The organism is Methylobacterium sp. 37f (assembly GCF_023093475.1).
GTDB lineage: Bacteria > Pseudomonadota > Alphaproteobacteria > Rhizobiales > Beijerinckiaceae > Methylobacterium.
This window is the reverse complement of record NZ_JAGHKN010000004.1, coordinates 148,319-160,555: the sequence shown is the minus strand read 5'-3', so window position 1 is coordinate 160,555 and position 12,237 is coordinate 148,319. Positions and strand designations below refer to the sequence as shown.

The 12,237-nt window shown below is 65.8% G+C and carries 14 protein-coding genes; 3 read left to right on the top strand and 11 right to left on the bottom strand.

The features are described from left to right. Positions 1-6: 6 nt before the first annotated feature. The gene (locus J7U37_RS04505; protein WP_247634944.1) at positions 7-339 is read right to left on the bottom strand and encodes a SelT/SelW/SelH family protein; all 333 of its coding nucleotides are present in this window, start codon (positions 337-339) and stop codon (positions 7-9) included. 535 nt (positions 340-874) lie between these two features. Here J7U37_RS04505 and J7U37_RS04500 point away from each other — a divergent pair. Together J7U37_RS04500 and J7U37_RS04495 are read left to right on the top strand one after the other, a co-directional pair. Further along, positions 875-1,162 (top strand): hypothetical protein, encoded by a 288-nt coding sequence (locus tag J7U37_RS04500; protein WP_247634943.1) that lies wholly within the window; start codon positions 875-877, stop codon positions 1,160-1,162. A gap of 235 nt (positions 1,163-1,397) precedes the next feature. Further along, entirely contained in the window at positions 1,398-2,831 is a 1,434-nt protein-coding gene (locus J7U37_RS04495; RefSeq protein ID WP_247634942.1) for a mannose-1-phosphate guanylyltransferase/mannose-6-phosphate isomerase, read from the top strand. Positions 2,832-3,000: 169 nt separating this feature from the next. Here the strand turns inward: J7U37_RS04495 and J7U37_RS04490 are convergent, their stop codons facing one another. Beyond that, entirely contained in the window at positions 3,001-3,267 is a 267-nt protein-coding gene (locus J7U37_RS04490; protein ID WP_056480146.1) for a hypothetical protein, read from the bottom strand. Positions 3,268-3,526: 259 nt separating this feature from the next. Here J7U37_RS04490 and J7U37_RS04485 point away from each other — a divergent pair, with 259 nt between their 5' ends. After that, positions 3,527-4,351, top strand: coding sequence for a YdcF family protein (locus tag J7U37_RS04485; protein ID WP_247634941.1), 825 nt, complete (start codon positions 3,527-3,529; stop codon positions 4,349-4,351). Here the strand turns inward: J7U37_RS04485 and J7U37_RS04480 are convergent. The 9 genes from J7U37_RS04480 to J7U37_RS04440 form a co-directional block, all read right to left on the bottom strand. Then, entirely contained in the window at positions 4,318-4,569 is a 252-nt protein-coding gene (locus J7U37_RS04480; protein ID WP_247634981.1) for a DUF3253 domain-containing protein, read from the bottom strand. The genes J7U37_RS04485 and J7U37_RS04480 overlap by 34 nt on opposite strands. 149 nt (positions 4,570-4,718) lie before the next feature. Next, a complete protein-coding gene (locus J7U37_RS04475; RefSeq protein WP_247634940.1) occupies positions 4,719-5,441 on the bottom strand; it encodes a DUF599 family protein in 723 nt (240 codons plus the stop codon). Between the two features lie 114 nt (positions 5,442-5,555). Next, positions 5,556-5,840: an acylphosphatase gene (locus J7U37_RS04470; protein WP_247634939.1), complete on the bottom strand. Its 285-nt coding sequence runs from the start codon at positions 5,838-5,840 to the stop codon at positions 5,556-5,558. A gap of 15 nt (positions 5,841-5,855) precedes the next feature. After that, positions 5,856-6,695 carry a formate/nitrite transporter family protein gene (locus tag J7U37_RS04465; RefSeq protein WP_247634938.1) on the bottom strand — a complete coding sequence of 280 codons (840 nt, stop codon included), beginning with the start codon at positions 6,693-6,695 and terminating at the stop codon, positions 5,856-5,858. Between the two features lie 124 nt (positions 6,696-6,819). After that, positions 6,820-7,251, bottom strand: a complete 432-nt coding sequence (locus J7U37_RS04460; protein ID WP_247634937.1) for a gamma-glutamylcyclotransferase — start codon at positions 7,249-7,251, stop codon at positions 6,820-6,822. A gap of 77 nt (positions 7,252-7,328) precedes the next feature. Further along, positions 7,329-9,332, bottom strand: a complete 2,004-nt coding sequence (locus J7U37_RS04455) for an acetyl/propionyl/methylcrotonyl-CoA carboxylase subunit alpha (RefSeq protein WP_247634936.1) — start codon at positions 9,330-9,332, stop codon at positions 7,329-7,331. 134 nt (positions 9,333-9,466) lie between these two features. Further along, positions 9,467-10,747: a GGDEF domain-containing protein gene (locus J7U37_RS04450; protein WP_247634935.1), complete on the bottom strand. Its 1,281-nt coding sequence runs from the start codon at positions 10,745-10,747 to the stop codon at positions 9,467-9,469. A gap of 99 nt (positions 10,748-10,846) precedes the next feature. Next, entirely contained in the window at positions 10,847-11,284 is a 438-nt protein-coding gene (locus J7U37_RS04445) for a hypothetical protein (RefSeq protein WP_247634934.1), read from the bottom strand. A gap of 168 nt (positions 11,285-11,452) precedes the next feature. Then, positions 11,453-12,106, bottom strand: a complete 654-nt coding sequence (locus J7U37_RS04440) for a L,D-transpeptidase (protein ID WP_247634933.1) — start codon at positions 12,104-12,106, stop codon at positions 11,453-11,455. Between the last annotated feature and the right edge of the window lie 131 nt (positions 12,107-12,237).

The window sequence follows — 12,237 nt, the reverse complement described above, 5'->3', positions numbered from 1 at the left end:
GATCGCTCATGCGGGATCCGCAGGCGGGCGATCGTCTTTCCGGCGATCGATGTGGCCAAGATCCCGACCCGGGGCGAGACAATCCCGCACACGCTGCTTGAGAACCTTGATCTCCGGGAAGCCGCCATCGCGGGTCCGGTCCCAAATCATTTCCGTTCCGCACAGGATGACGAACGTGCCGCCGCTGCCTGGAATCAGCGCGACTTCGCCGAGATCGTCGCGAAAGGTCGAGAGCAGTTCCTGCGCCATCCATCCCGCACGCAGCAACCATTGGCACTGCGTGCAGTACGTGATCGAAACCCGCAGCTTCTCGGGCGATGGGCGTCGCGTTTCGTCCATGGGTCGGTAAAGCGACCAATCCGTCCCGCGTTGTCAACTATGACGAAAGCCCGGGACGCGGTTGCGGCGCAAGCAAGGTCTTCATCCGACGCGGCAGATCGCTCGGAGGCGGTCACTCGGATCGGGCGTGCTTCGCCGGCACGCGCCGTCAGGAACCGATCATCGATGACGGATGACGGACAGGGGGTCGAGCCGGCTAGGGAGGTGCCGCTTCGATCCATCCGCGAACAGCATGCTGCCTCCCGACACTGCTGGCCCGACAAGAGTATCCTCGCGCGATCGGCGCCGACCGAACCCCGTCACTGTCAGCCCGGTGGACGGGAACAGAAGCCGACGCGGAACGCCCGACAACTCGGCCAGCCCCCTCTTGGCATCGGCCGATCGATCGCTCCATCGAGACGGTTCGACGCGCTTCCGGACCCACCATTTCCATGCATGACAATCCGCCCTCTCGGAGAGCCGAGCGTCCGCGTTTTCCTTGCTCTGGCGTTCCACCGCCGTTGTCGAGTCTCCGACACCCTGGCATGATCAGGGAATGTCACAGACGTCCTATCCCCGCTGGTCGCCGGCGGAACTCGTCGCGGAACTTCGCGAGGCCGCCGAGGAGATCGCGCCCGAACTGAACGGCATCAAGGCCGAGGAGACCCTGGAGGGCGAATCGGCTCAGATGATCGAGGAAATGGCCGAAGCGCTGAAGCGGATCGCCAGCGGGGCCCCTCGGCCGCAGGAGATTGCCCGGACGGCCCTTGCCGCGCAAACGCCACGCCTGCCGATCGGACGCCCGCAAACGGGCGTCCGCAAGGCGGTGAAGCCACGGCGCTGACGTTGGTGCCGGACCAGTGGACGCCGGCCCTGGAAGCTTCCCCGGCGACGATTGTGTTTTCGGGAAGTCGACCCCCAAACGCTGCATCGATCATTAAGCGTGATCGATGGTTTTGCGCTGGTGCCCGTGGTGGCGAACTGGTCTTTGAACTGGTAGAGCACATTATTGTTGCAGTGCGGTCTGCGCGGATTTCTTCGATCCACGATAGGCAGATTTTTTCGGGATGAATGGTCAAATGTCGCAGCACGCCAACGCGTTGATCCATCCGGTGATTCTCTGTGGCGGCTCCGGTACGCGGCTCTGGCCCGCCTCGCGCGAGAGCATGCCCAAGCAGTTCACGCCGCTGGTCAATCCGGATTCGTCGACGTTCCAGGATACCGCCCTGCGCCTCGGTGACGGCTCGGTCTTCTCGCGACCCGCCATCCTCACCAGCAGCGATGCCCGCTTCATCGTCGCAGAGCAGTTGCAGCATGTGGGCATCGCGGCGGACATCATCCTCGAACCGGAGCGCCGGGATTCGGCCGCTGCCGTCGCGGTCGCGACCCTGCATGCCGCCCGGCGCGATCCGGAGGCGATCGTGCTCATCATGGCCGCCGACCACGTGATCGGCGACGCGGCCGCCTTCGTGGAGGCGGCCAGGGCCGCCGCCGCCGGTGCCCGCGCGGGTGCCATCATGACTCTCGGCATCACCCCGACCGCGCCCGCCACCGGTTACGGCTACATTCGCGTCGGCGCGGCTCTTACGGGGGGCGAGGGCAACCACAAGGTTGAGCGCTTCGTCGAAAAGCCGGACCGCGACGGCGCCCTCCGGCTCATCGACGAGGGGGCGTTGTGGAATTCGGGCTACTTCCTGTTCCGGGCCGACGTGATGCTGGCCGAACTCGAGACCTACGCGCCCGAGATCCTGGCCGCCACGCGGGCCGCCCTTGAGGCCGCCGTGATCGACCTCGACTTCGTCCGGCTCGATGCGGCGGCCTTCGGCCGGGCGCCCAAGACCTCGATCGACTACGCCGTGATGGAGCGTACGGGCCGGGCCGGTGTCCGGCCGGTGTCCTTCCCCTGGTCGGATGTCGGCACCTGGGATGCGGTCTGGGACGTGCTCGCGCATGATTCCGACGGCAATGCGGTGCGCGGACGGGTCGAGACCATCGACACCCATGGCAGCCTGATCCACAGCGAGGGCGAGCACCTGACCACGGTCGTCGGCCTTGACGACGTCGTCGTGGTCACCACGCCGGACGCCGTCCTGGTGACCTCGAAGGCGCGCTCCGGACAGGTGAAAGACCTCGTCACCCGCCTGCGCGACAAGGCTCACCCGGAGGCGGATGCCCATCGGCGGATGTACCGGCCCTGGGGCTGGTACCAGCGCATCGACATCGGCGAGCGTTTCCAGGTCAAGCGGATCATGGTCACGCCGGGCGGTCGGCTGTCGCTGCAGAAGCATTTCCACCGCGCCGAGCACTGGGTCGTGGTGAAGGGCACCGCCGAGGTGACCTTGAACGAGTCCGTGGTCCTGGTGCACGAGAACGAGGCGATCTACCTGCCGATCGGCTCGATGCACCGTCTGACCAACCCCGGCAAGATCCCCCTGGAGCTCATCGAGGTTCAGGTCGGCTCCTATACGGGCGAGGACGACATCATCCGCGTCGAGGACATCTACGGCCGCTAGAGCGGTCGGGACCGACGCGGCGGCATCGGACTCAGGCTGTGACCGGCGCCGTCGGCGTCCGACAGCCTGAGCGGGCTCGGCCCTCCGGTGCAGTCAAGCGGCGCCCCGAGGGTCGGCGCACGGCCTCACTCCGCAGACATTCGGTTAACTTGTTGTCTAAACGGGAAGCTCAAGAATCGGTTGAAGTAACCTCGACGGAACCGTCGACTTGCTGGATGTCGAGGGACAAGTGGGCGCGGTAGAGAACCTGCGCCCCCTCCCCCCTTACGATCGCCAGATAGTCCTGGCGCTCGGTCTCGGTGCCGAACTCTTGCGCGATCTTGGCCATGATGCGTACAAGCTTGCTGCGCACTGCGCTCTCATCAGCTAATTCGAAGCCAACATTGTCCTTGACGAAATTGGCTCCGTCATGAAGATCAATAAAGAAGCGCGGCATAGACAATAACACCCGTGGGAATTTATCCCACTCCATATGATTAACCTAGGCTGTTCGAGCACCGAGCGCAATTGGTGCTGTCCACTTAGGTCGCCTCCCGGACAGATTTGTCGGCGCCCTGATCGACGCAATCTGCCGCCAGTGTCGCGGGTCTGTATCGCCCGTCGGAGAAAGCGGCCATCCGAAACCGTGACGGCGGACAGGCCGTCGACCCCTGCGCTATCAAGCGCATCCTTCTTGTGTGGTCCGGCTGCGCCTCATGTTCTTTCCGCTTTCGAAGCTGTTGTTTTTCGTGGTGACACCCTCGAATGCGCTCGTGCTCCTGATGCTCGTCGGGCTCGGTTTCGGCGTATCCGGATCGCGGCAATTCGGTTTCGGATTGGCGGCCGTCGCCGGCCTATTTCTCCTCATCGCGGGGCTCTCTCCTCTCGCCGTCACTGTCGCCCTACCCCTGGAGGAGCGCTTTCCGGCTTTCGTCGACGATGGCAGACCGGTCGCGGGGATCATCGTGCTGGGCGGTGCAATCGAAACGCGGCTCTCGGGCGAGCGTGGTCAGCTCGTCCTGAACGATGCTGCCGAGCGCCAGATCGCGATGGCGGATCTGGCCCGGCGCTATCCGACGACCCGGCTCGTCTTCACCGGGGGCAGCGGCAGCTTGGTGAATAGAAAACCGTCCGAGGCGGAGACCGTCAGCCGGTACGCCGATTCCACGGGCCTGCCGCGGACGCGACTGATCCTGGAGGATCGATCGCGCAACACGTGGGAGAACGCCCTGTTCACCGCCGACATGGTCAAGCCGAAGCCCGACGAGCGCTGGCTCCTCGTCACGTCGGCCTGGCACATGCCTCGTGCCGTCGGCTGCTTCCGGCAGGCCGGCTTCGACGTCACCGCTTATCCGGTCGATTACCGCACCGGCGGCTGGGACGACATCTGGCGCATCAACGGGTTCGCGTCGGAAGGACTGGCCCTCCTCGATCTGGTGACCAAGGAGTGGATCGGCCTCACGGCCTATCGGCTCGCCGGCTACACCGACGCGTGGTTGCCGGCGCCTCAGGCGCCGTCCGCGACCGAGCCGAGCCGGTAGACGCCGCGGAAATCATCGGGGTCCTCGACGGCCTTGCCCTTGCGCAGGATCGCGACCTGTCCGGCCTTGGTCATGCGCACCGCGATGCGGCGGATCGGCTGCATCAGCGGGCTCCACGCCTCGGGTTGCGAGCCGCCGAGTTCCCGCGCCACTTCCGATGGGCAGACCGTCTTGCCGACATCGCGGGCCGCCACGAGGCGCAGGATCGTCTCCGCGATGAGGTCCTCGGACGGCCCCTTCCGCTCGGGACGGCCCGAAACCTTGGGCGTCGGTTTGACCGCCGGTTTCACGGCGGTTTTGGCAGCCGGCTCGGCCGCCGGCTTCTTGGGTGAGGATGTGCGCTGGCGCGTCGGCTTCTTCGGTATCGTCATGGCTGCCACCCCTGCCCTGTCCCGTCGTCTTCCGCTAGCAGGGCGGCGCGAATTCGCGAAGCGAATTGCCGGCGCCACATCACCAGGACGACGGCCGTGGTGGTGAGAACGAGCAGCCATGGGCTGATGAACCAGCCGAGATAAGCCAAGGCGAAGAAGAAAGCCCGCTGGCCGCGAGCGAAGTGACTGCCCGCAGCGATATTCATGGCGGCGGCCTTGCGCGCCGCACGCTGCATCTGCTCCGCTGTCGCGCTCGACCCTTTCGGCGGGACCGCGCCGAGCAGGATCGCGCCGTAGTTGAACAGCCGGTAGGCCCAGGAAAACTTGAAGAAGGCATAGACGAACACCACCGCCAGCCCCGCGACCTTGATCTCCCAGGTCACCCGCGAGGCGATGGCCCCGAACGGCAGAGCCGCGAACAGCGTGAGCACGTCGTCGCCCGAGCGCGACAGGGTGAGCACACCCCCGAGGGCAATCAGCGACGTGGAGGCAAAGAAGGCGGTTCCGTTCTGCAGCGAGGCGTTGATGGTGGTGTCGACCACGCGGTTGTCGCGCTCGATGAGTTGGCGCGTCCATTCCGCCCGCTGTGCGTTCATGATCTGGCTGAGACTGGTGCGGCGCCCGCGCATCCGCGCCACCGCGACGCCGTATCCGGCCCAGGCGGCCACGAAGTAGCAGAGCGCCGCGAGGTCGAGGTAGGAGAAGTCGGGGGTCAGCATCGCGTCCGCTCTTCGACGACCGGGTCGGGGGCGCCTCGTCCCCGGGCGCTAGCGCGGTTTCCGCCGCCCTGTCCAGCACTGCCGGACCGTACCCGCGCCGACCGGCCTCGGACGTCACCGAATCGCGAAACCGACCTCGACCACCGCATCGGTGCGATCCGTCACCGCAACCTCATTCACGCGTGAGCCCGGCGGTCCAGTCCGGCAGGCCTCCAGCATCCGGTCGATGGTGTCGGGTCGGCCACAGAAGCGCGCCTCGACCGAGCCGTCCGGCCGGTTGCGGACATGACCGGCCAAGCCGAGACGCCCGGCTTCGCGCCGCGTCCACATCCGGTAGCCGACCCCCTGGACCCGTCCGCGGATGATCACGTCAACGGTTCGGATCTCGGAGGTCTCCATCAGCTGCTCCGACTCTCAGCGCGCAACGATCCCGCCCGCGCGCGGCCTCGCGAGCGGGGCCGGCTGAGCCGTTCCGCTGCGGAAAGTGAGATACCACGCCACTGAGATGAAGAGCACGCCACCGACGAAGTTGCCGAGCGTAACGGGAATCTGATTCCACACCCACCATTGCTCGAACGAGACGTGTGCCCCGAGCATCATGCCCGCCGGAATCATGAACATGTTGACGACGGCGTGTTCGAAGCCCTGCGCGAAGAAGAGAAAGATCGGCAGCCAGGCACCCAGGATCTTGCCGAAGGTCGAGGTCGACATCATCGACATGGTGACGCCGAGGCAGACCATCCAGTTGCACAGCATGGCCTTCACGAAGCAGGTCAGCATGCCGGCGCTGCCGAGGGGCTCGTAGGCGACCGTCTTCGACAGGGTGATGTCGATGATCTTCTGCGCCACACCGGCCGGCGGCGTGTGCCAGGCATTGGTGAGGGCGATGACCAGAAGCACGGCGTAGAGAACGCTGCCGACGAGATTGCCGACGAAGCCCCAGGCGAAGTTGCGCATCATCGGCCGAAAGCCGATCCGTCCCTCCATGAAGGACAGCGCCAGGATGCCGAAATTCCCTGTGCAGAGTTCGAGGCCCAAGCAAACGATCATCACGAAACCGACGGGGAACACGATGGCGCCCACGAAAGGAACGCCGCTTTGAACGGCACCGGTGAGCGCGAGGCTGGTGGCGATCCCGAGCAGCGCGCCGGCCATCATGCCGCGCACCAGCATGTCCCGGATCGACAGATCCGCGCGTACGACGCCGGCGTCACTCATCGCGGCGGCCATGTCGGCAGGTTTTACGAAGTCCATCGGCAGATTTCCTCAAGGAGTTTTGAGGACGCTCGACGCAAGGGGAAGGCCAAACTACGATCACGGAGAGCGATGGCGCGATCCAAGACCGACGCGGCCCTGCGAAACATTCCGCGCCGGCGCCCTACCCTGCGCGGCCACGCTGCCAAGTCTTCAACTCGGCGCAGTAGGCTGGCGGTAGTTGTGCCGCCGATGCAGCCGCGATCACCGCCTCCAGGTAGCCCGGACGGGGCGCGCCCGTAGCGCTGCTGCCGCCGAGATAGATCAGTGCCCGCTTCGCGCCGCCCTGCAGCGAGACCGGCTGCATCGCCTTGATGTAGAGGCCGGCCGCGACGCCCTCGTAGCGGTCCAGGGCCGGTACGTCTCCGAGGGACAGGTCCCATAGGATTCCGAACACAGTCGCGCGCGGGTCACGCACCACCGAGGCGTAACCCTCGCGCATGATGATGAAGCGGTGCCGGTTGAGCCGTCCCTGCCCGATCAGCGTCGAGCGTGGGCAGCGCGCCGCCATCGCGGCGGCATCCATGTTCGCGCCATAGGCGAAGTACAGGGGCATCGACCGTTCCTGGCGTCCGTCCCGACCGTGCGCCCTCCCCGAATGGAGGAGGGTGCACGGTGCGGCTCAGCGATACCTCAGGCGAATTCGAGGATCACCGCGTCGACGGCAAGGCTGTCACCTTCCTTCGCGGAGATCTTGGAGACGGTTGCGTCGCGCTCGGCACGCAGGACATTCTCCATCTTCATCGCTTCGACGATGGCCAGCGGCTCGCCGTTCTTCACCTCCTGGCCTTCCTTCACCAGGATCGCCTTCACCAGACCGGGCATCGGGCAGAGCACCTGCTTGCCGGAGCCTGCATCCTCCTTGATCGGCATCAGGGCTGCCAGCGCCGCTTCACGCCGGGTGTAGACGCGCGCCTCGGCCGCCGCGCCCGCATGCTGCAGAGCGACGCCGTTGAGGAGGCCACGCACCTGCATGGCGACACGGGTGCCGGCGATCTCGCCCTGCCAGACCGGCTCGCCGGGACGCCACTCGCTGGACACCGTCCAGGTGTTGCCGTCCTCGCCCGTCACCAGCAGCGTACCGCCGACGGCGTCGACGGTGACCGGGTAGGATTCGCCGGCCAGCACGACGATGCGGTCGCGCTCGAAATGCAGCAGGGCGGGATCGCGCATCTGGCCGGAGATCCCGCGCTTGCGCTGGTTCATCTTGTGGTCGATGGCCGCCGCGGCCGCCGCCATGCGCTGGGCGACGGCGCCCTTCGGATCGGGGGCGACGAAGCCCTCGGGAAACTCCTCGGCGATGAAGCCGGTGGAGATGTTGCCCGAACGCCAGCGCGGATGGGCCATCAGGGCCGCCAGGAACGGAATGTTGTGGCGGATGCCCTCGATGGCGAAGGCGTCGAGGGCTTCGCCCTGCGATTCGATGGCCTCGGCCCGTGTCGGCGCCCAGGTCACCAGCTTGGCGATCATTGGATCGTAGTGGATCGCGATCTCGCCGCCCTCCTCTACGCCGGTGTCGTTGCGGACGATGGCGCCGCCGAACTCGCCCTCGGCCGGCGGCCGGTAGGTGGTGAGACGGCCGATCGAGGGCAGGAAGTTGCGGGTCGGGTCCTCGGCATAGACGCGGCTCTCGACGGCCCAGCCATTCAGCTTCACATCGGCTTGCGCGAGCGGAAGCGTTTCACCGGCCGCGACCCGGATCATCATCTCGACGAGGTCGAGCCCGGTGATCATCTCGGTGACGGGATGCTCCACCTGCAGGCGGGTGTTCATCTCAAGGAAGTAGAACGATTTATCCTGTCCGGCGACGAACTCGACCGTGCCGGCGGAATCGTAGCTCACCGCCTTGGCGAGGGCGACGGCCTGCTCGCCCATCTTCCGGCGCGTGGCCTCGTCGAGAAGCGGCGACGGCGCCTCCTCGATAACCTTCTGGTTACGGCGCTGGATCGAGCACTCGCGCTCGCCGAGGTAAATCACGTTCCCGTGCTTATCGCCGATCACCTGGATCTCGATGTGGCGCGGATCGGTGATGAATTTTTCCACGAAGACGCGATCGTCGCCGAAGGACGAAGCAGCTTCCGATTTGGCACGGGCGAAGCCCTCGGCGACCTCCGACGAGGAATGGGCGATGCGCATGCCCTTGCCGCCGCCGCCCGCCGACGCCTTGATCATGACCGGATAGCCGATTTCGTCCGCGATCGTCACCGCGTGCTCGGGGCTCTCGATCACCCCGAGGAAGCCCGGAACGGTGGAGACGTTGGCGGCGGACGCCGCCTTCTTCGACTCGATCTTGTCACCCATCGCGGCGATCGCGCCTGGGTTCGGACCGATGAAGACGATGCCGGCCGCCTCCAGAGCGCGCGGGAAGGATTCGCGCTCGGACAGGAAGCCGTAACCCGGATGCACGGCTTGGGCGCCGGTCTGCTTGCAGGCTTCGATGATCTTCTCGATCAGCAGGTAGGACTGTGCCGCCGGCGCGGGCCCGATATGCACCGCCTCGTCGGCCATAGCGACGTGCACGGCATCGCGGTCGGCATCCGAGTAGACCGCCACGGTCTTGATGCCCATGCGGCGGGCGGTCTTGATGATGCGACAGGCGATCTCGCCACGGTTCGCGATCAGAATTTTATCGAACATTGATCCGCGCACTCTGTATTCAAACGGTAAACATCGAGGCGCGGTCGGCGCCCAAGCTTGTCTCCGATAAAGCAGTTATGCGGCTTCGGGAAGCAGACCGAACCGGGAGGCGCCCGTTGAACCGTGAATTGTGTTCACGCTACCTGCCGTGCCGGCGGCGCAACGGCCGCCTGCGCGTCCCAGGCCGCCACGACGCGGTTCCGGCCGGCAGCCTTGGCGCGGTAGAGGGCGATGTCGGCCTGCTTCACCAGATCGTCCGGCCAGATGGTCGAGGCGTCGGGTTTCGCCAGTGCGATCCCGACGCTGACGCTGACCACCTTCCGGCCTTCGAGCCCGGGATGAGGCATGCCGAGGTCCGAGACCGCGCAGCGGATCACCTCGCCCAGTGCCACGAGGCTCTCCGGCGTTGCATCCCGTAAAACGGCGATGAATTCCTCTCCGCCGAAGCGACCGACCACCGCTTGGGCCGGCATCGCCTGCCGTATGGCCTCCGCGACGGCGATGAGACAGCGGTCACCCGCATCGTGTCCGGCGGTATCGTTGAATCTCTTGAAGTGATCGATATCGAGCAGGGCGACGCCGAGGCTGCCGTCGCGCTGTGCCGCCCAGGCCCACGCATCGACCAGACGGCCACGGATGGCGCGGCGATTGGCGAGACCGGTGAGGTCGTCGGTCCCGGCCAGCACCGCGAGGCGCGTGTTCATCTCGGTCAATCGATCTGCCTTGAGCAGGTCTTCCAACCTGAGCATGAAGGAATGGCGATGGAGGATGTTCATACTCCGCCGCGCCGGGATCAGGCATCCCAGTATCACCCCGTAGAAGACCACCATCGTTCCCCGAATGACGGGATCCATGGCCGGGTTCCGGAGGCAGAAAGCCCCGTAGATGCCGATCGCCAGGATGGCGGCGCTGATGGTCGAGACGAGGCGAACCGGGAAGATCACCAAGCCGGTCGCCAGGACGAACAAGCCACCGCTCAGGTAGCGCTCGGGGATTGCGCCCTCACCGGTGTGGCCCAGGACGCCGGACATCAGCATCAGGGATACGGCCGCGACCGGCAGGATGAGACTTTCGGCTTTTTGCGACCGAAACCGGGTCATCGCCCAGCTCAGGCTGCCGTAGATGACTGGGAGGAAGATGAAATGCGACAGGAGCGCAACTTCAAAAATGCGTGGATTCTGCAGAACATCGATGGCGAAGATGGGCGTATTCAGGATCGCTACCCAAATCAGCCATGAGCGAATACGCTTGGCGCGTTCATGCCAAGTGCTGCTGTGATAGAGGGCTTCGAGACGTTTCGTCAGCTTGAGGTCGCGGATGCGGCCGTCAAGGACGGCTTCGACCTCGGTCAGCAGTTCCGCTCGTCCTGCGGGGTCCAAGGCATCAATGGGCGCCCGCCATCGGCTGGCCCGCATCTTCGCTGCCTTTCCGACTGTCGACTGCCTCATCAGGAAATCCGGGTTGAGACAAGCACCTGCTGCCAAGGCCTGAACGGGTGACGGCCTCAGGATAAGTCACGCTGCCTTAACAAATGATCTATCATTCTGCGTGTATTGATGAACCGACTTCGCGGAGAGCGCGAATGCGATCAGTGCTTCGTCGCTCACCTGGGCCTCGCGGACCACTTCGCGAGCGATCCGGGCTGCAAGGGGGCTCGGGCCGCTGCCGGCGCGCAGGGAGCTGACCAGCCAGCACGCCAGCTCGGTGTTGATGTAGCCGGTGGGACGCTCGCCCCAGACCGCGAAGTCGACCACGGCGGCGGTCAGGTAATCCCCGAAGGCGCCGTCGGTCGCGGTCACGACCCGGTCGAGGGCGATCAGCATGTCGGCCTCGTCGCGGCTGGTGAGGCCATCCGGAAGGACGTGGCGGGTCAGCGCGACGACGTCGGCGGCGGTGATGGCGCCGGCGGCGACGATACGGTTACAGAAAACCTGCAGCGAAAGGTTGATCATGTCTTGATGCCTCCCCGGCTTTGTCTTGGCCGGTCTGTGTCCCTGTCGATGGTTTGACTATGCAGGACGGCATCGTTCAAGCAGTTAACGCCCAAATCTGAATCGACGTTCAGGTTAAAGCCTGATCACGAATGAGCCTTTCGAAAAGATGACCTTCCACACTGCGCCTCAGCGCACCACCACCTTCGCGCCGATCGGCACGCGGTCGTAGAGGTCGACGACATCGTCGTTGAGCATGCGGATGCAGCCCGAGGACACCGCCTGGCCGATCTTCTCGGGCTCGTTGGTGCCGTGGATGCGGAACAGCGTGTCCTTCTTGCCCTCGGCCAAGTACAGAGCCCGTGCGCCGATGGGGCTGGTCGGTCCGCCTTCCAGGCGCTTCGGCAGGTCGGGCCGGCGCGCCAGCATCTCGGGCGGCGGGTTCCAATCGGGCCACTCGCCCTTGCGATCGACATTGGCCGTCCCGGCCCAGGCCATGCCGGCATGGCCGACCGCCACGGGGTAGCGCACCGCCTTGCCGTCGGCCAGCACGTAGTACAGGCGCCGCTCTTTGGTGACCACGATGACCGTACCGGGGGCTTCCCGCGTCGGGTAATCTACGGTGGTGCGGGCGATCTTCGGATCGACGACCGCCGTTGGCGCCAGCTTCATCCAGGCCTTGTCGCGGGCAACGGGGTCCATCGGTGCGGCGCTGCCAGGCGCGGGTGTGACCGCGGCGACTTGGACAGCCGCCGGTGCGGTGGCAATCCCCGTCGTCCGGGGGTTGCAGGCCCCAAGGGGCAGCAGGGCACCCAACAGCAGGGCGGTGGCGGGAGTGCGCATGGGTGGGGCCTGTCTTGGAAGGGCTGGTTTCGACCTGCCCACCTGTGACGCGGCCCGATCGATTCTGGGTGGATCAGGTCTTGCACAACCAGGGCCGAACGCGCATCCCAACACGACGATCGCACGCAAGA

What these genes read in the sequence shown, in the direction of transcription:
- J7U37_RS04465 (WP_247634938.1), bottom strand. Translation starts at nt 6,695, where the DNA reads ATGGACTTCGTAAAACCTGCCGACATGGCCGCCGCGATGAGTGACGCC.
- J7U37_RS04460 (WP_247634937.1), bottom strand. Translation starts at nt 7,251, where the DNA reads ATGCCCCTGTACTTCGCCTATGGCGCGAACATGGATGCCGCCGCGATG.
- J7U37_RS04455 (WP_247634936.1), bottom strand. Translation starts at nt 9,332, where the DNA reads ATGTTCGATAAAATTCTGATCGCGAACCGTGGCGAGATCGCCTGTCGC.
- J7U37_RS04500 (WP_247634943.1), top strand. Translation starts at nt 875, where the DNA reads ATGTCACAGACGTCCTATCCCCGCTGGTCGCCGGCGGAACTCGTCGCG.
- J7U37_RS04485 (WP_247634941.1), top strand. Translation starts at nt 3,527, where the DNA reads ATGTTCTTTCCGCTTTCGAAGCTGTTGTTTTTCGTGGTGACACCCTCG.
- J7U37_RS04505 (WP_247634944.1), bottom strand. Translation starts at nt 339, where the DNA reads ATGGACGAAACGCGACGCCCATCGCCCGAGAAGCTGCGGGTTTCGATC.
- J7U37_RS04450 (WP_247634935.1), bottom strand. Translation starts at nt 10,747, where the DNA reads ATGCGGGCCAGCCGATGGCGGGCGCCCATTGATGCCTTGGACCCCGCA.
- J7U37_RS04440 (WP_247634933.1), bottom strand. Translation starts at nt 12,106, where the DNA reads ATGCGCACTCCCGCCACCGCCCTGCTGTTGGGTGCCCTGCTGCCCCTT.
- J7U37_RS04475 (WP_247634940.1), bottom strand. Translation starts at nt 5,441, where the DNA reads ATGCTGACCCCCGACTTCTCCTACCTCGACCTCGCGGCGCTCTGCTAC.
- J7U37_RS04470 (WP_247634939.1), bottom strand. Translation starts at nt 5,840, where the DNA reads ATGGAGACCTCCGAGATCCGAACCGTTGACGTGATCATCCGCGGACGG.
- J7U37_RS04495 (WP_247634942.1), top strand. Translation starts at nt 1,398, where the DNA reads ATGTCGCAGCACGCCAACGCGTTGATCCATCCGGTGATTCTCTGTGGC.
- J7U37_RS04445 (WP_247634934.1), bottom strand. Translation starts at nt 11,284, where the DNA reads ATGATCAACCTTTCGCTGCAGGTTTTCTGTAACCGTATCGTCGCCGCC.
- J7U37_RS04490 (WP_056480146.1), bottom strand. Translation starts at nt 3,267, where the DNA reads ATGCCGCGCTTCTTTATTGATCTTCATGACGGAGCCAATTTCGTCAAG.